This window comes from Fusobacteria bacterium ZRK30 (assembly GCA_024628785.1).
Lineage (GTDB): Bacteria > Fusobacteriota > Fusobacteriia > Fusobacteriales > Fusobacteriaceae > Psychrilyobacter.
On the sequence record CP102405.1, the window covers coordinates 635,927 to 652,397 of the forward strand.

Annotated in this window: 22 protein-coding genes; 14 read left to right on the plus strand and 8 right to left on the minus strand. The window is 33.1% G+C overall.

Translation table 11 applies throughout. The annotated features are described in order from the left end of the window. Positions 1 to 173 precede the first annotated feature (173 nt). Entirely contained in the window at positions 174 to 656 is a 483-nt protein-coding gene (locus tag NRK67_08135; protein UUV19392.1) for a type II secretion system GspH family protein, read from the plus strand. A 179-nt stretch (positions 657 to 835) separates the two neighbouring features. Here NRK67_08135 and NRK67_08140 read toward each other — a convergent pair whose 3' ends face one another. Both NRK67_08140 and NRK67_08145 read right to left on the minus strand, forming a co-directional pair. Beyond that, positions 836 to 1,252: an IS30 family transposase gene (locus tag NRK67_08140; protein ID UUV19393.1), complete on the minus strand. Its 417-nt coding sequence runs from the start codon at positions 1,250 to 1,252 to the stop codon at positions 836 to 838. Next, complete coding sequence (locus NRK67_08145; GenBank protein ID UUV19394.1) at positions 1,249 to 1,797, minus strand: IS30 family transposase; 549 nt, start codon at positions 1,795 to 1,797, stop codon at positions 1,249 to 1,251. Before NRK67_08145 ends, NRK67_08140 begins: the two co-directional genes overlap by 4 nt. A 175-nt stretch (positions 1,798 to 1,972) precedes the next feature. On the opposite strand from NRK67_08145, the gene NRK67_08150 reads away from it, so the two are divergent. Then, the gene (locus NRK67_08150) at positions 1,973 to 2,428 is read left to right on the plus strand and encodes a type II secretion system GspH family protein (protein ID UUV19395.1); all 456 of its coding nucleotides are present in this window, start codon (positions 1,973 to 1,975) and stop codon (positions 2,426 to 2,428) included. 219 nt (positions 2,429 to 2,647) lie between these two features. Further along, positions 2,648 to 3,169: a type II secretion system GspH family protein gene (locus NRK67_08155; protein ID UUV19396.1), complete on the plus strand. Its 522-nt coding sequence runs from the start codon at positions 2,648 to 2,650 to the stop codon at positions 3,167 to 3,169. A gap of 39 nt (positions 3,170 to 3,208) precedes the next feature. On the opposite strand, the gene gshAB is transcribed toward NRK67_08155, so the two are convergent. The 3 genes from gshAB to NRK67_08170 all read right to left on the minus strand — a co-directional run bounded on the left by gshAB (position 3,209) and on the right by NRK67_08170 (position 7,309). Further along, positions 3,209 to 5,536, minus strand: coding sequence for a bifunctional glutamate--cysteine ligase GshA/glutathione synthetase GshB (gshAB, locus tag NRK67_08160; protein ID UUV19397.1), 2,328 nt, complete (start codon positions 5,534 to 5,536; stop codon positions 3,209 to 3,211). A gap of 63 nt (positions 5,537 to 5,599) precedes the next feature. Continuing rightward, the gene (locus NRK67_08165; protein ID UUV19398.1) at positions 5,600 to 6,955 is read right to left on the minus strand and encodes an MATE family efflux transporter; all 1,356 of its coding nucleotides are present in this window, start codon (positions 6,953 to 6,955) and stop codon (positions 5,600 to 5,602) included. Between the two features lie 60 nt (positions 6,956 to 7,015). After that, the gene (locus tag NRK67_08170; protein ID UUV19399.1) at positions 7,016 to 7,309 is read right to left on the minus strand and encodes a metalloregulator ArsR/SmtB family transcription factor; all 294 of its coding nucleotides are present in this window, start codon (positions 7,307 to 7,309) and stop codon (positions 7,016 to 7,018) included. 164 nt (positions 7,310 to 7,473) lie between these two features. Here NRK67_08170 and NRK67_08175 point away from each other — a divergent pair, with 164 nt between their 5' ends. The 11 genes from NRK67_08175 to rplQ all read left to right on the plus strand — a co-directional run bounded on the left by NRK67_08175 (position 7,474) and on the right by rplQ (position 13,395). Beyond that, positions 7,474 to 7,875 carry a hypothetical protein gene (locus tag NRK67_08175; protein UUV19400.1) on the plus strand — a complete coding sequence of 134 codons (402 nt, stop codon included), beginning with the start codon at positions 7,474 to 7,476 and terminating at the stop codon, positions 7,873 to 7,875. A 72-nt stretch (positions 7,876 to 7,947) separates the two neighbouring features. Next, the gene (locus tag NRK67_08180) at positions 7,948 to 8,142 is read left to right on the plus strand and encodes a (2Fe-2S)-binding protein (protein ID UUV19401.1); all 195 of its coding nucleotides are present in this window, start codon (positions 7,948 to 7,950) and stop codon (positions 8,140 to 8,142) included. 136 nt (positions 8,143 to 8,278) lie between these two features. Continuing rightward, positions 8,279 to 8,920, plus strand: coding sequence for an adenylate kinase (locus NRK67_08185; GenBank protein ID UUV19402.1), 642 nt, complete (start codon positions 8,279 to 8,281; stop codon positions 8,918 to 8,920). A gap of 110 nt (positions 8,921 to 9,030) precedes the next feature. After that, positions 9,031 to 9,801: a type I methionyl aminopeptidase gene (gene map, locus NRK67_08190; GenBank protein UUV19403.1), complete on the plus strand. Its 771-nt coding sequence runs from the start codon at positions 9,031 to 9,033 to the stop codon at positions 9,799 to 9,801. A 195-nt stretch (positions 9,802 to 9,996) separates the two neighbouring features. Further along, entirely contained in the window at positions 9,997 to 10,215 is a 219-nt protein-coding gene (gene infA / locus NRK67_08195; protein ID UUV19404.1) for a translation initiation factor IF-1, read from the plus strand. A 24-nt stretch (positions 10,216 to 10,239) separates the two neighbouring features. Continuing rightward, positions 10,240 to 10,356 carry a 50S ribosomal protein L36 gene (gene rpmJ / locus NRK67_08200; GenBank protein UUV19405.1) on the plus strand — a complete coding sequence of 39 codons (117 nt, stop codon included), beginning with the start codon at positions 10,240 to 10,242 and terminating at the stop codon, positions 10,354 to 10,356. A gap of 164 nt (positions 10,357 to 10,520) precedes the next feature. Next, the gene (gene rpsM, locus NRK67_08205) at positions 10,521 to 10,880 is read left to right on the plus strand and encodes a 30S ribosomal protein S13 (protein ID UUV19406.1); all 360 of its coding nucleotides are present in this window, start codon (positions 10,521 to 10,523) and stop codon (positions 10,878 to 10,880) included. Positions 10,881 to 10,932: 52 nt separating this feature from the next. Next, the gene (rpsK, locus tag NRK67_08210) at positions 10,933 to 11,325 is read left to right on the plus strand and encodes a 30S ribosomal protein S11 (protein UUV19407.1); all 393 of its coding nucleotides are present in this window, start codon (positions 10,933 to 10,935) and stop codon (positions 11,323 to 11,325) included. Between the two features lie 81 nt (positions 11,326 to 11,406). Next, entirely contained in the window at positions 11,407 to 11,994 is a 588-nt protein-coding gene (gene rpsD, locus NRK67_08215; protein ID UUV19408.1) for a 30S ribosomal protein S4, read from the plus strand. 40 nt (positions 11,995 to 12,034) lie between these two features. After that, the gene (locus tag NRK67_08220) at positions 12,035 to 13,015 is read left to right on the plus strand and encodes a DNA-directed RNA polymerase subunit alpha (protein UUV19409.1); all 981 of its coding nucleotides are present in this window, start codon (positions 12,035 to 12,037) and stop codon (positions 13,013 to 13,015) included. Between the two features lie 29 nt (positions 13,016 to 13,044). Next, positions 13,045 to 13,395: a 50S ribosomal protein L17 gene (gene rplQ / locus NRK67_08225; GenBank protein ID UUV19410.1), complete on the plus strand. Its 351-nt coding sequence runs from the start codon at positions 13,045 to 13,047 to the stop codon at positions 13,393 to 13,395. 99 nt (positions 13,396 to 13,494) lie between these two features. Here the strand turns inward: rplQ and NRK67_08230 are convergent, their stop codons facing one another. From NRK67_08230 to NRK67_08240, 3 genes are all read right to left on the minus strand, one after another. Beyond that, entirely contained in the window at positions 13,495 to 14,391 is an 897-nt protein-coding gene (locus tag NRK67_08230; protein UUV19411.1) for a DMT family transporter, read from the minus strand. A gap of 183 nt (positions 14,392 to 14,574) precedes the next feature. Then, complete coding sequence (gene pth / locus NRK67_08235) at positions 14,575 to 15,144, minus strand: aminoacyl-tRNA hydrolase (GenBank protein ID UUV19412.1); 570 nt, start codon at positions 15,142 to 15,144, stop codon at positions 14,575 to 14,577. 163 nt (positions 15,145 to 15,307) lie between these two features. Then, on the minus strand, positions 15,308 to 16,429 hold the full coding sequence (locus tag NRK67_08240; protein ID UUV19413.1) for a TetR/AcrR family transcriptional regulator: 1,122 nt from the start codon (positions 16,427 to 16,429) through the stop codon (positions 15,308 to 15,310). Positions 16,430 to 16,471: the final 42 nt, after the last annotated feature.

The window sequence follows — 16,471 nt, forward strand, 5'->3', positions numbered from 1 at the left end:
CATGAAAAGAGTATAAGAATTAAAAAAAACTAATAAATGCTAATATACTTGACATAATGTGTTGATATCTTATAAACTATAATAGCGATAAGCATAAAAAAAATAAAAGTAATTTTTATTTTTGGAAGTAAAATAGTCTGGAGTAAGGAAAAAAAAAATTTGGAGGAATGAAAATGAAAAGATTGAAAAAAGGATTCACACTGATTGAATTATTAGTAGTAATCGCAATAATCGGAATATTAGCAACAACATTGGCACCGAAGTTAAGAGAACAGTTAGCAAAGGCTAAAGACTCAAAGGCAATAGCGTTATTAGGAGCAGCAAGAACAGCAGGGAGTGTAGTATTAGTAGATAAGATGATAACTACAACAACTGCGAGTATAACTATGAGTTTAGCAGATGTAGAAGTAAAATTAGATAAAAAATCAAAAGCTTTAACAACTACAAGTGCTGGAGGAGTGACTATTGGTGGAGGAGATAATGGTACTAAAATAGTGTATGGTGGAGTAGTAGACTTTACCATTACTGATGATGCCGGTGCTGAAAAATCTGCTGCTGGAGATGTTACTGTTGGAGAAGAGTTTGGGTTAAATTTAGTTAAAGGAACAGATGCTCAGGATAAAAGTACAGAAGGGAAACTTTGGACAGAATATTAAACTAATTTAAAGTATTAATAATAAATAAAATATTAAAAGGATTGAGGATTTTATCGATCCTTTTTTTATTCTCTAAAATGGAGCAATTAAAGTATAGGGAAGAATGGATAAATAGTTAGAATTTTAGGGAGATGTATAAGTTTATGTTTTTTCTTGTTAACTGATCTTACGTTGTCAAATTAAATGCAACACTTTTCAATTTCACCCCAAAATACTTCTTTTGGGGTTTTCCAATTTAAACACTTCCTTGGTCTATTATTAATTTTGTTTACCGCTTTATAAAATTCACATCTCTTTATCTTACTAAAAATAGTCCCTTTAGGGAAAGTTCTCCTTAATAAATCGTTTGTATTCTCATTTGTTCCTCTCTCCCATGAGTGATAAGGGTTAGCAAAATAAGCTTTAATACCTAATGCTTCCTCTAATTCTTTAAATTTAGAGAATTCTTTCCCGTTATCCGATGTAAATGTTTTTATGTATTCTTTAGGTATATATTTAAAATTCTCTATTGTTGCCTCATTAAAAGTATCTGATTTTCTATTAATCATTAGCTCCGCTACAAGATATCTTGATTTCCTATCAACATAAGTCATCATAGCACCTTTTTTCCTGCGCCAACGATAGTATCGCTTTCAAAATGACCAATCTCACTTCTATCATTCGCTTCTTCAGACCTTTCTTCTATCATCTTTTTATTAGGGATTTTACCCCTTGTTTCTTTCAATCCTCTAGGCTTTTGTTTGCCTTTTCTAGTTAAAAGGTATTTAGTACTCTCCGTAAGAAAATCAAGATATATTGCTCTATAAATTGTTTTAAATGAAATAGAATATTGGTTGTCTAATTTAGCTCTTCCTGATATTTGTTCTGGACTCCAACCTGATTCTAACTTTTCTTGAATATCTACCAAAAGGATCGAATCTCTTAATTTGTGCTTTCTTCCACAAAGTTGTTTTCTTTTTTTGTATAAAAACTGGGCTTTATTAGGAGTGTACTCACCATCAACTGAATTTCTATTAATTTCTCTATAAATACTAACTCTATTTTTCTTTAATTTAGCTGCAATAAAACTAATTGATTTTTTTTGCGCTAAAAATTTAAATATACTTTCTCTTTCTTCAATGGTAAAATGTTTATGATTCATAAATACTCCTTTAATGTTTGGTCGCACTTACATTATACCAAGGAAATATTTATGAATTTTTTTGTTGCATTTAATTATACAATTCAAGAGGTAAAAAAAAAAATAAAATAAAGGAAATTTTTTTTTTTTGAGAAGATGGTATATAGTTGTAATTTTAAATCGAGGAGGGATTGGTATGAGAAGAATGAAAAAAGGATTTACATTGATAGAACTATTAGTGGTAATCGCAATAATCGGGATATTAGCGACAACTCTAGCACCAAAGTTAAGAGAACAGTTAGCCAAGGCTAAGGACTCAAAAGCGGTGGCATTACTGGGAGCAGCAAGGACAGCAGGGCAAGTAGCATTTATGGATGAAATGGTAAAAAATGATACAGGAACTATAACTGTGACAATGGGGGGGATAAAAGCTAAACTAGATACAAAAGCAAATGATATGTTCGGTACAGATGATATATTAACAGTAGGAGGATCAAGGGCTTCAGAATCAGCTAGTATAGATTATGATAATAATAAAATTGCTTTAGCAATAACAATGAATGATGATGTTTCAGTAGATTTTACAACGACAGGAACAAGTGTAACAGTTGGAAGTCATAGTGTGGAAGATAAAGAGTGGGTTAAATACTAAATTAAGTTGTTATATTTAATTTCTTATTCTTGTGTTTCGGGTTAAAGTTAGAGGAAGTGAAATTAAGTGAGATAAAATTGAATGGAAAATATTTAAAGGGTTTGAGAAATATCTCAAACTCTTTTTTATTTCCTGGGTAATAAAAAAATCTCCTTTTTATTAGTATTTATTTATAGTATTATAATAGTATGAATATAACTAAGTATTATGGTGGAGAGTATGAAAAAATTAAAGCAAGGATTTACTCTGATAGAGCTGTTGGTAGTGATAGCTGTAATTGGTATTTTAGCAACAACGTTGGCACCTAAACTAAGGGAGCAATTGGCTAAGGGAAAGGATGCAAAGGTAATAGCAGCTTTAGGAACAGGAAGAACAGCGATAAGCACAATATCTTTTGAGAAGATGGTAAATACTGATACAAATAATATTACAATAACCTATGATGAATTCAGAGATAGGTTAGATAAAAAAAGCAGAAAAATATTTAAAGAGGACGATGGAGATATATGGGTAGGAGGATCAAGAAAGGATCCGAAGACAGATCCTAATTCACCTATTAAATATAATATGAATTTAACCCTGTCCCATGTATATAAAAATAATGAACAGGGAGAACAATCATTTAATAAAACATTGCCTATGATAATAGATGATGATGAGACATTGCTATTTTTATCTCCAAGGGCAACTCCAAATGGATATGTTTACAGTATAGAAGGAAAAAAATGGATTGATTATTAAAAAAGGAATTGAGGCAGCTGCCTCAATTCCTTTTTTTTTTTAAAACCCTAAACTATCCAGGATCTTTTCTCCTAATTTTCTATTTTTACCTTTATATGGGTAGCAGTGAATGTGGATAGCGGGATTAAAGTTGATCTCGATTATCCCGTGATTACTGTCATTTGGAATCTCTTTTATGTCTTTTATCATCATATCCACACCGCAGATAGTAGCATCTGCAGCTTTAGCTGAGTCTATGGCAATCTGCTTATATTCATCCAAAATATCATCGGTGAAATCGATACTGTCTCCCCCAGTGCTGATATTTGAGTTCTCTCTGAGGTATATAGTTTCAGCTTTTTTCGGTATATAGTCAAAGTTTAAATTTTGACTTGCTAAAAATGTCTCCTCAGCTTCTCCTAGATTTATCTTTTGCAGGGGTTTTTTATAACCTGTTCCCCTTAAAACATCTTTATTTTTTTCTTCCACCAATGTTTTGATAGAGTGTTTTCCGTCTCCTACAACATTTGCCGGGACCCTGTGAAGGATTCCTACAACTTTATCCTTTAATACAAAGATTCTATATTCCTTCCCCTCTATAAATTCCTCTATCAGGATAGAATCATCCTCTCCAAAGGCAAAATTTAGGGCAGTTTTATAATCTGTCAAAGTAAATTCCTTGGGAAGGATTGTTATCCCCAATCCAAAATTAGTGGAGTTAGGTTTGACAACTGTTTTAGTGCCCTGATATCTATAAAAGTCATCTATAGCATCCTGTGAATTGGTATAATATCCTCCTTTAGGAACTTTTATCTGATTCTTTTCCAATATCTTTTTAGTCACCAATTTATTTTCCATGATGAGGACAGTGCTATATGAATCTAAGGAAGTTTTAGTAGCCTGGACTATATATTCTGTCTTTCCACCCTTAGTCAGTGAGATAAAATTTTCCTTTCGATCTAAGATCTCAAATTTAACCCCTCTTTTAATAGCATCTTTAAGTAAAATTTGGGTAGAAAGCTCTAAATCTTCATACCCTTTTAGAGAGAAGTTATCGATCTGGCTTTCTTTATAGTATTTTTTAGCTAAATTCAGGTTGAAATCTATAAATCCTTCCTCCCTGATCCCCCTTTCGATTTGACTCGAGATAAGAAGATCGGTATTGTGGAATGATTCCAAGGCCTCTCTGAGAGTATTTGAATAATTTAAATTGGAAATTTTTAAGTTCTCTACAATCATTTCAATCTTTGAAATAATGTCTAATCCTAAATCCTTTAAAAATTTAAATTCTCCTCCATCAAATAATTCCAGATCCACCTTTCTGCCATAGTGGGCTACGAGGTCATGATTTTTATTTCCTTCCCACATCTCTTTTTCTGTGAGACTGTCTTCATCTGTAAATAGGCAGAACAATAGGAATAGGTGTACAAAGTACAGCTGATCTATGGAAATTCCTGTTTTTATCATGGGGTTTAGGTCTAATAACCGGACTTCTAAATATTCAATTCCATCTTCTTCGATGGATTTCAATAAGTTTGTATTGTCTTTAGCTTTTAATCTGATAGGGCTGTAGTATTCCTTTTCACTGATTAATTTTTCCTGAGAGATCAATTTTTTGATATTTTCTACATATTCTGCTCTGGAATTGTAAGGAATATTGAATACTTCCTTATTTTTATACCCGCACATCCCGTTTCTAAAAGAGTTACCTGAGGTATAGGAGAATGAATCGGGAGCTACTTCGTCTAACATATCCACACATTTTCTACTATACGTACCATGGATACTTGGGTTAGCTCCAAATAAGTATATAAGGATCCATCTGTACTTAAAGAAATTTCTCGAAATCTTTAGATAGATCTCATCTTTGAATAATTTAAAATCAGAACTTTCAGACTCTTTGTATAATAGATCTAAAAATTCATCTTTAAAGGAAAAATTATAGTGGATTCCCGATAAAAGCTGCTTTTGTTTACCATATTTTTGCGAGAGATAATCTCTGTATTTTTGAGCCCGATTCCCTTCACAGGTTTCTTCAAATGTAGAAACGGGAATATCCTCCTCGTCTGGGAGCGATGGAGGAGTGCTTTGAGGCCAGAGATACTCGTCTTTTAGTTCAAGACTCACAATATCGTGTAAACTATCTAAAAAATTATAAGTTTCCTCGATGGTATCCATAGAGGGAGTGATCATCTCTACCTGACTCTCGGAAAAATCAGTTGTAATATATGGATTTTTTAATTTATTTCCAAAAATATCAGGGTGTTTTGTCATAGCAAGATGACCGCTAGAATCTACCCTGACATTTTCCTTTTCTATCCCAAAATTGCATCTAGTTAAAAATCTATTTAATTTTTTATCATTTATAATATCCATTAATTTTTTCATTTCTGCCCTCCCTCTTTTTTATACTGTCTAGATTTTGATTGTTTTTAATTATTTATGCTATTTTTAATTTGTGACTAAAGTTTTTTCTTCTTTAAATCTTTTTAAATGGATCATAAACCAAATTGGAAGAGCTATCCCTTTGAAAATACTACTTATAGTAATACTCCACCAAATACCATTTAATTCTAACACTGTGGCAGATAATAGGAGAGCCATAGGTATACGAGCTCCTGTAAGGATTATACTTACAATAGATGGAGGCAATGTTTTTCCGATACCCTGGAATCCTCCTACAGTGGTCATCTCAACTACCATAAATAACTGGGATACCCCTAATATTCGTAGGTAATTAGCTCCTAAACTGACTATATAATCATCCTGTAAAAATATCCTGAATATAGGCTCTGGAAAGACTATCAGGATAAAACTTACAAAGACTCCTAAAACAGAGATTATCCCAATGGCATTGAAGTATCCTTTTTTTATTCGGTCATATTTTTTAGCTCCATAGTTTTGTCCTACAAAGGCAGCCAATGCTCCTTGGAACCCTCCTGCTGTAATCCATGAAATAGATTCTATCTGTACCCCTACTCTTTGGACAGCTATGGCATCTGCTCCCCAATTGGCTATAATCCTTGCGATAAATACAGAGAATCCTGTAAAAAGAATTCTTTGGGCAGCTATAGGAGTACCAATCTTTATAATATCTCTGGTTTTTTCCATATCATATATGAATCCACGAGTAAATATCTGGTAGTTTTTTCTAAGATAGATAAATAAAATAGTAGAAACTATTGTCTGGGCCAAGACTGTGGCTATGGCAGCTCCTACTACCCCCAATTTTGGAAATCCAAATAATCCAAAGATTAATATGGGGTCTAAGATAATATTTAAGATAAGCCCGATACTGGTTATTAAAAATGGTGTTTTACTGTCTCCATGACCATTGAATATTCGTGTGAAAACCAATGACAAAGAGGAGAAAAATATCCCGAAAGCTGTGATGGACATATAATCGACTGCCATCTTTTCAATTGCTGGATTATTTAATTTAAAAAATCCTATAAGCTGGTATCTGGAGATCAGAATCAAAACTATAAAGGCCGCAATAAGACCCATGGTATTGATGATAGATGTTTCGGCGTAGGAGTTTGCTTTTTTATAATTTTTTTCTCCTACAGACTGGGATGTTCTGATCCCTGTTCCTATAAAGATAAGGGCTGTTATTGCAAATCCGAATTTCAGGAAAAATCCAGCTGTACCAACAGCAGCTACAGCTCCATTTCCCAATCGTCCAATCCAAATCATATCTATCATATTATATGCCATCTGAATCAATGACATCCCCATGATAGGCAGGGAAAGAAGGGTCAATTTATAGAGAATATTCCCCTCGGTTAAATCATATTTTTTTTTCATATTTCCTCCAAACTGCCTCTCTATTTTCCTTATGAGGGGAATTTAGATGAGGGTCGTTAGTTATAAAAGTTTTTTGATGTAGTTGGTAGCCAAATCTTCACAGTTACTCAAAAGATCGATAGTTTTATCATCTGATATACGATAGTGGGAATAATTTCCTTCCTTTCTTTTGACAATCAGACCTGCATTGCTGAGAATTTTTAGATGCTGAGATAGATTTGCCTGTGTAAATTCAGTGTCATCTACTAATTTGCATACACAAAGTTCTCCATCTACTAATTTTTTTAAGATCTTTAATCTTAACGGGTGACCTAAAGCTTTGAATATTCGAGCTTGGAAATCAATGTTATTCATAAAATCCCTCCTTAAGTATTTAACTAAATAATTATTTGCTTATATATTAAGTTATTTTAATTATAAAAGCAAGGAATATTTATTAAATTAAATTTTAGATTTTATTGCATATAGAATAGATGTATAATAAACTGTTATTATCATAAAAAAAAGGGGTGCAGGAGATGAAAATAGCATTTGTATGTAACGGAAATTCCTTTAAATCTATCATAGGTGAAAGGTTTGGAAATGAATTTAATGATGGAACTTTTGAGATTTTTTCAGCAGGAACAAAGCCGGCTGAAAAACTAAATGAAGCAGGGAAGAAAATAATGGAATCCAAAGGTTATTCTATGGATGGTTATTTTCCTAAAGATATGGATACCTTACCTAAAAAATTAGATGTTTTGGTAAAGATGGGGTGTAATATAGATTGTCCGATCTATATGGCTGATAGAGTAGTAAATTTTGAATTAGAGGATGTAGATGACAAGGAAAGATGTATAGAGTTGATAGAGGTAAAAGTAAAGGAATTATTGGAAACTTTAAAAAGAGGGCGAAAAGCAGAGTCGGCAGCAAGCTGTTGAGGGGATATAAGAGATAATTCTGGAATTGAATTAAAGGAAGATAAAAAAATAAAAACTCCTATAGAGAAAAAGATGTATGAATATATCTGTTATTGTGACAAGGTAACCAAGGGAGACATAGTTACTGCTGTGTTTGGAGGAGCTAAAACTTTCAAGGAAGTAATACAAATAACAGGAGCTATGAAAAACTCTAATTGTGAGGAGAATAATCCAAAAGGTGTCTGTTGCAGTGCTGATATAATAGAACTGCTAAAAGAATACAGCTAAGATAAAGTCAACTAATAAAATGGTAAAATAAAGGTAAGATGAAAGTTGGGAAAGGGAAAATAAAGGGGTGTTAAAAATAACAGATATATAGTATAATGCCCTGTGAAATATAATAAATTTAAGGAGTGATTATTCAATGAATATCATGTTATTTGGAGCACCAGGTGCCGGTAAAGGTACGCAAGCAAAATTTCTAATAGAGAAATACGATATACCTCAAATCTCAACAGGAGATATTTTGAGAGCGGCTATAAAAGCTGGAACAGAGATGGGATTAGAAGCTAAGAAATTTATGGATGAGGGGAAGTTAGTACCAGATTCAACTATCATCGGAATAATAAGAGATAGATTAGCTGAAAAAGATTGTGCAGAAGGATTTATCTTAGATGGATTCCCTAGAACAATACCTCAGGCAGAGGCATTGGAAAAATTGATGGAGGATATGAAAATATCGTTGGATAGAGTAATATCTCTAAATGTACCTGATGAACTGATTGTAGATAGAATTACTGGAAGAAGAGTATGCCCTAAATGTGGAGCATCTTTCCATGTTGAATTTAATCCACCAAAATCTACAGATATCTGTGACTACTGTGGAGAAGCATTGATCATAAGAAAAGATGATACAGCTGAGACTGTTGTAAATAGATTGGCTTCATACCATGCTCAAACAGCACCATTATTTGACTTCTATACTACTAGAGGAGTAATGGCAGAAGTAGATGGAACAAAAGACGTTTCAGAAGTAAAGGAAGATATATTTAAAATATTAGGATAAAGTTATCTAAAAAAGGTGAGGTGGCTCACCTTTTTTATTAGGTAGCAATTAAGAGTTAATTCTCTTTTTATTATATTTAATTAAAATAAAGAGAGTGTAAGGAGGATAAGATGTCAATAACAATTAAAACAAGGGAAGAGATAGAAAAAATAAAGGCAGCAAACCAGATAATCGCTAGATTGTACAATGAAATATTACCTAGTAAGATAGTTCCAGGAGTATCAACAAATGAGCTCAATGTAATAATAGAGGATTATATCAGAAGCCAGGGAGCTATTCCTGCAACTATAGGTGTAGGAGGACCGCAAAATGCTTACCCGGCAGGTTCTTGTTTATCTGTAAATGAAGAGGTAGTACATGGGATTCCCGGGAACAGGATCTTACAGGAAGGAGATATAATCAGTGTCGATACTGTAACTAACCTAGATGGTTACTATGGAGATTCGGCTATTACATTTCCTGTAGGAGAGATCGATGAGGAATCAAAGAGATTATTAGAAGTAACAAAGGAAGCTCTGGAAATAGGTATAGAGCAATGCTATGCTGGGAACAGATTAGGAGATTTAGGAAATGCAATAGAAGCTCATGTAAAGAAAAATAAATTTACAGTGGTAAGAGACTTTTGCGGGCACGGAGTAGGACATGCTATGCATGAAGATCCTATGGTAATGAACTTTGGAAGAAAAGGCAGAGGGATAAAACTAGAAGAAGGAATGGTGATCGCTATAGAGCCTATGGTGAATTCGGGGTCTTATAAGGTAGGAATTCTAGATGATGGTTGGACAGCTGTAACTAGAGATGGAAAAAGAAGTGCACACTTCGAACATTCAGTGGCTATTGTAGATGGAAAACCACTAGTTTTAAGTAGATATGAAAAATAAAATTTTGATTATAAATATTAGATCTAACCTAGTAAAATAGAGTTTTTGAACAATATAGCAACAGAACTGTAGAACAATACTTTTATCTTTGTTGAAAACTAAAAAAAATAGAGCAAAACAAAAATAAAAAGTAGACTTCTTGTGTGACTTATGATATAATAATTCGGTATTAACAATAAGTTTCGAGGAGGAAGTATGGCGAAACAAGACGTAATAGAATTAGAAGGAGTAATACTTGAAACGTTACCTAATGCTATGTTTAAAGTAGAATTAGAGAACGGACATGTGATTTTAGGTCACATATCAGGAAAGATGAGAATGCATTACATTAGAATCTTGCCTGGAGATAAGGTATTAGTTCAAGTTTCACCTTATGATTTATCAAGAGGGAGAATTGTTTACAGAAAAAAATAATTTTTTTGTGAGAGGAGGTTTCAAATGAAAGTAAGAGCATCAGTAAAGCCTATTTGCGATAAGTGTAAAGTTATTAAAAGACACGGAAAGATCAGAGTAATCTGTAAATCTAATCCTAAGCACAAGCAAGTTCAAGGGTAATTGAAAGCAACACACATTTGAAAAACGCGTACTGTAAAGATATGTTGACCCGTAGGGGCGGTACTTTTGGGTGAAAATTCGGAGTAATCAAAAGGCATGTCGAGGAAAGTGTTTAGCTGGTTATTATACCAAGCGATATATAAAGTAAACGAGGAGGAAAATACGTGGCAAGAGTAGCAGGAGTAGATATCCCTAGAAATAAGAGAATCGTAATCGCATTAACTTATGTCTTTGGAATCGGACAAACAACTTCAGAAAGAGTTTTAACAGAAGCTGGAATCAGTTTTGATGTTAGAGTTAAAGATATGACTGAAGAAGAATTAAACAAGATCAGAGCTATAGTTGACGGAATTAAAGTTGAGGGTGACTTAAGAAAAGACATCAGACTTGATATCAAGAGATTATTAGACATCAGATGTTACAGAGGTTCTAGACATAGAGCAAACTTACCTGTAAGAGGGCAAAAGTCTAAAACTAATGCAAGAACTGTTAAAGGACCAAAGAAAGCAGTTAATAAGAAATAATAATAATAATAAATCTAATTATATAGAAAAATTTAAGTAAGGAGGAGTTAACTTGGCTAAGAAAAGAGGCGCAGTTAAGACTAAGAAGAAATTAAAGAATATTCCTTTAGGAATAGCTCATATACATTCAACTTTTAACAACACTATCATCGCTATCACAGATACTGAAGGAAGAGTTGTAGCTTGGAAATCTGGAGGAACTTCAGGATTCAAGAACACTAAAAAAGGAACTCCATTCGCAGCTCAAATAGCAGCGGAAGAAGTAGCTAAAGCAGCTATGGAGCATGGAATGAAAAAGGTAGAAGTAAGAGTGAAGGGACCTGGTTCTGGAAGAGAAGCTACTATCAGATCATTACAAGCAGCTGGATTAGAAGTATCAAAAATTGTTGATGCTACACCAGTTCCACATAATGGATGTAGACCACCTAAAAAGAGAAGAGTGTAGTTCACTTATTCAAAATTATCGTAGATAAAACGAATTCTGATTATCGGAGTTAAAATAAGAAATAAAGGAGGATATAGGTCAATGGCAATTAATAGACAGCCTGTATTAAAGAGATGTAGAGCTCTTGGATTGGATCCAATAGTTTTAGGTATAAATAAAAAATCAAACAGAGGTCCTAGACCAAATGCAAATCAAAAACCAACTGAATATGCTATTCAATTAAGAGAGAAGCAAAAAGCGAAATTCGTATATGCTGTAATGGAAAAGCAATTCAGAAAGTTATATGAAGAAGCATCAAGAAAAGACGGAGTAACTGGTCTTAACTTAATTCAATATTTAGAGAGAAGATTAGAAAATGTAGTATACAGAATGGGGTTTGTTTCAACTAGAAGACAAGCTAGACAAGTTGTATCTCATGGACATGTTTCTGTAAATGGAAGAAAAGTAAATATCGCGTCTTACAGAGTAAAAGCTGGAGATGTTGTAGCAGTTATAGAAAATTCAAAAAATGTTGAGCTTATCAAATCTGCAATTGAGGAAGCTAACGCTCCTTCATGGATTGAATTAGATAAAGCTAACTTTGCTGGAAAAATCTTACAAAACCCTACAAAAGACGATATGGACTTCGAATTAAATGAAGCATTAATCGTAGAATTCTACTCAAGATAATAAGTTTTGAGAGCACAAAATTTTATGTAGGAGTGATTCAATGTTAAAGATCGAAAAATTAGCAAGAAATATAAACATTACAGAAGAAAAAACTAGTGAATTTGGTGGAAGCTATGTAGTGGAGCCATTATATAGAGGGTATGGAAATACGATTGGTAATGCACTTAGAAGAGTGTTATTATCATCTATTCCAGGAACAGCTATTAAAGGTGTAAGAATTGACGGTGTTTTAAATGAATTTTCTACTATGGAAGGCGTTAAAGAAGCTGTAACTGATATTGTCCTTAATGTTAAGGAGATTATCGTTAAAGCCGATGAGCCTGGTGAGAAAAAAATGACATTATCAATTGAAGGACCAAGAGTTGTTACAGCTGCTGACATCATTCCTGATGCTGGTATCGAAGTAATAAATCCTGATCATATTATCTGTACAGTTACTACTGACAGAAAAGTAGATATGGAATTTATTGTTGATACTGGAGAAGGTTTTGTAGTTGCAGATGAGATCGACAATACAGACTGGTCTGTAGAGTATATCGCAGTTGATGCAATATATACTCCAATCAAAAAAGTTTCTTATGCTGTAGAAGATACTATGGTAGGAAGACAAACTGATTTTGATAAATTAACATTAAATGTTGCAACTGATGGAAGTGTTGAAATCAGAGATGCAATTTCATATGCAGTTGAGCTTTTAAGTTTCCACTTAAACCCATTCTTAGAGATTGGTGACAGAATGGATAGCTTAAGAGACCAAGATGAAGAAGAATTAAATGATGAGCCTGCAACAGCTGTTGTTGAAAACAATGTAGCGGGAACTAAAATTGAGGAGTTAGATCTTACTGTAAGATCATTCAATTGTCTTAAAAAGGCTGGAATTGAAGATGTTGGTCAACTTTCTGAGATGGGATTAACTGAATTGTTAAAGATCAAGAACTTAGGAAGAAAATCATTAGATGAAATTTTAGACAAAATGAGAGAATTAGGATTTGACTTACAGGGTAACAATACCTCTAATTAATCTTATAAGCAAAGGAGGCTAGCTTAAAAATGAATCATAATAAATCATATAGAAAGTTAGGTAGAAGATCAGACCATAGAAAAGCTATGTTAATGAACTTAACTATCTCTTTAATAAATGAAGAAAGAATAGAAACAACTGTAACTAGAGCAAAGGAATTAAGAAAGTTTGCTGAAAGAATGGTTACTTTAGGTAAAAAAGGAGACTTAGCGTCAAGAAGAAGAGCACTTGCATTCTTAAGAGACAAAGATACTGTAGCAAAGTTATTTGCTGAAGTAGCTCCTAAGTACACTGAAAGAAATGGTGGATATACTAGAATTATGAAAACTGCTATCAGAAGAGGAGACTCTTCACAAATGGCAATAATCGAATTAGTATAATTCAATTATAAATAGTTAGATCACTATGTGATCTAACTATTTTTTTATCTCTAAAAATATTAAGAAATAAAAAAGGAGAAGCAGTCAGCTTCTCCTTTACTATTTTTTTGAAAATTTATGATTTACTATGAGTGCTCCAAAGACACATCCCATTCCGATAAATGAGATAAGGTTAGGAGATTCATTGGGTAGGATACTCCAGCTGATGATAGCTCCCGACACAGGAACAAAAAACTTAAACATATTCAGTTCAGATACTTTAACTCCATCTACCTGTATCAAGAAGAACCAGATAGAGAAAGCAACAGCTGAGACCAATGCCAGCCAAACTAAAGCTATATAAAAATTAACTGGCTGATTCAGTTGAATTTCCCCTTCAAAAACTCTTCCCATACCTAGGAGGATAAGTCCCCCCCACAGCATTTGGTTGGTAGTTAAAAATACTCCTGAAATTCCTTTTTTTATCTGAGCTACCTTTATATTGGCAAAACTAGTCAGAGTAGAATTAGCCAGAAGCAGAAGGATTCCAAAAACTTCCTTCTGACCAACTGGTGTCAGAGGTTTGGAGTTGATCATAATAACAACTATTCCTGTCAATCCCAGCAATATACTCAACCCTTTATATCTGTCTATTTTATCATCAGCCATAGTAAAGTGAGTCATAACGGCTGTGATAAGCGGTCCGGATCCAATAACGATAGCAGCAGTAGCTCCTCCTACATAGCTCATGGCTATATAGTAAAGGGCATAACCCACAGCAGTATTGAGAAAAACGACATATGTGATCACCTTTCTATGGAGAAACAGCTGACTAAAACTATCTCTTTTCCAGGCAAAGGGGATCAGGATAAGTCCCGCTAAGGTAAATCTGAGTCCCGCAAAAGTAAACGGTTTTGGCATATATTCAAATCCGATCTTAACTCCTGCAAATGCAGTGGACCAGAGTAGGCAGGCTAGTATAGCCAGTCCTGCAACATATTTTTTTTGTAATTTCATTAAATACTCCTATTCCCTTTCTTTTAAATATTTTGATAGACTAGAAAATTATACTTGTAAATTGTATTACCAAAATATTAATAGTTTACTCTGTAAAAATAGAATTTTGCGATAAAATTTATGGATGTATTAAACCTTTAAACTCTATAATTAATTCTAGTCTGGATACAACGTCACGTTGCTTTATTTTCTGTTAAATTTTTCGATAACCCTGTCGATACTTTTGGCAGTGATCATAGACTTAGCTGCTTTAGATGCAGTTTCTATAAGAGGTTCAATCTCTTCAATTCTATCTTTTTTACTAAATGTATCTAAAACAAAGTTTATAACTTCCTCAGTTCTTTTAGGTTTTCCGATTCCGCATTTTATTCTGATAAATTCTTCTCCAAGGTGGGAGATGATAGATTTGACTCCGTTATGTCCCCCGGCTCTTCCTTTTTTCTTGATCTTAAGTTTACCCAATGTAATATCCATATCGTCATAGATAACTATGAGATCTTCGATGGGATCTAACTTATAGAACTTTACGACTTCCCTGATAGAATCTCCACTGAGGTTCATAAATGTCATAGGTTTCAATAAAAAAACTTTTTCCCCATCAACGGTAGCTTCTCCCAGATCACCATTGAACTTATCTCTAAAATTAGTTACTCCTAATTCCTCTGCTAAATAATCGATCACATCGAATCCAATATTATGTCTTGTCTTATCATACTTACTTCCTGGATTTCCCAGTCCTACAATTAATTTCATGCTTTTGTTCTCCTTCGTTTTTTTAGTTCTTATTTTTGGACACGGAGATTAACGGAGCTTTAAATCAGAGATTCACAGAATTGCTCCTCTGTGTAACTCAATATTTTCTCTGTGTAACTCAGTGACTAAATTTCATTTCTTTTAATTTATGTGGTCTTATTAATTATTTTGCCAGTCCATTTGCAAAATAACCCTTCATCTCCTTTAAAAATTCACCTTTATCTTTGATATTATTCGTAAAGAAAAATTCAATACCCATATAATGAGCTACTCCTAATAGGACCGATGAGATTATTCTCTTTTCCTCAAAGTTGTAGGAAAGGCCTTCCATGGTTTTTATATAGAGTTCATCCAGGGAATGGTTATAATCGACTACCATATCTTCAGCTATAAACTCAGATCTTCTTAAAAGTTCGTATTTATGGGGAGATCTTCCATAAAATTCCAATAATAGATAGAGGAACAGTATATGAGTCTCATTCTGAGAAAAATTATTTTGAACATTGTCTTTGAGAAAATAAAGGGTTGTCCTTTTTAAATTTTCTACAATTTCCCTTAAAAATATCTCTTTATTTTCATAAAAATGATAAAAGCTGCCTACGCCTATCTGGGCTTCTCCGGCAATATCATTTATGGTAACTTTGTAATAATTTGTCTCGCCAAAAAGTTTTTCTCCAACTTCTAAAAGTTTGTGTTTTTTATTGCCGCTATTGAACAAAACTCTCAAATAAAAATCCATATCTTCAAAAGTTTCTACTTCTAAATCACTCTCATTAAAGAATCCATGAAGTAGGATTTGAGCTAAAAACTTTTCATCTATCTCGAGGCCTCTTTTTACAAAATTAACATTTATATATCTTATACCTGACATTATGAATAGATACTCTAACTCCTTTAGTTCCCTTCCATAAACAACTTTTAATGCTTCTAAGTAAACATTTCGGAGTTTTTGCTCATACTCGATAAATTTATACTGCCCTTCACGATAAACTCTGATAAGGGGAAATTCCTTCTTGGTTATATCGAAATTTAAAAGGATGAAATTCTCCATTCTGGCTTGAAGATCCTTCCCCTCAATATTTTTAAATTGCTCCTCTATTCTGTTACTGGTTTCTTCCAAAAGGTATGTGAATAATTCCTCCTTATTTCTGAAATAGTTATATATTATACCATTTGAAATTTTTGCATTTTTACAGATTTGAGCTATTGAAACTTTTCCATATGAATCTTTTGAAAAAAGATCAATGGCTGAATCTATAATTTTCTGTTTAGTCTTTTTTTTCATATTTCCTCCAATAGCAATTTATTTTAATACCAATTAATACTT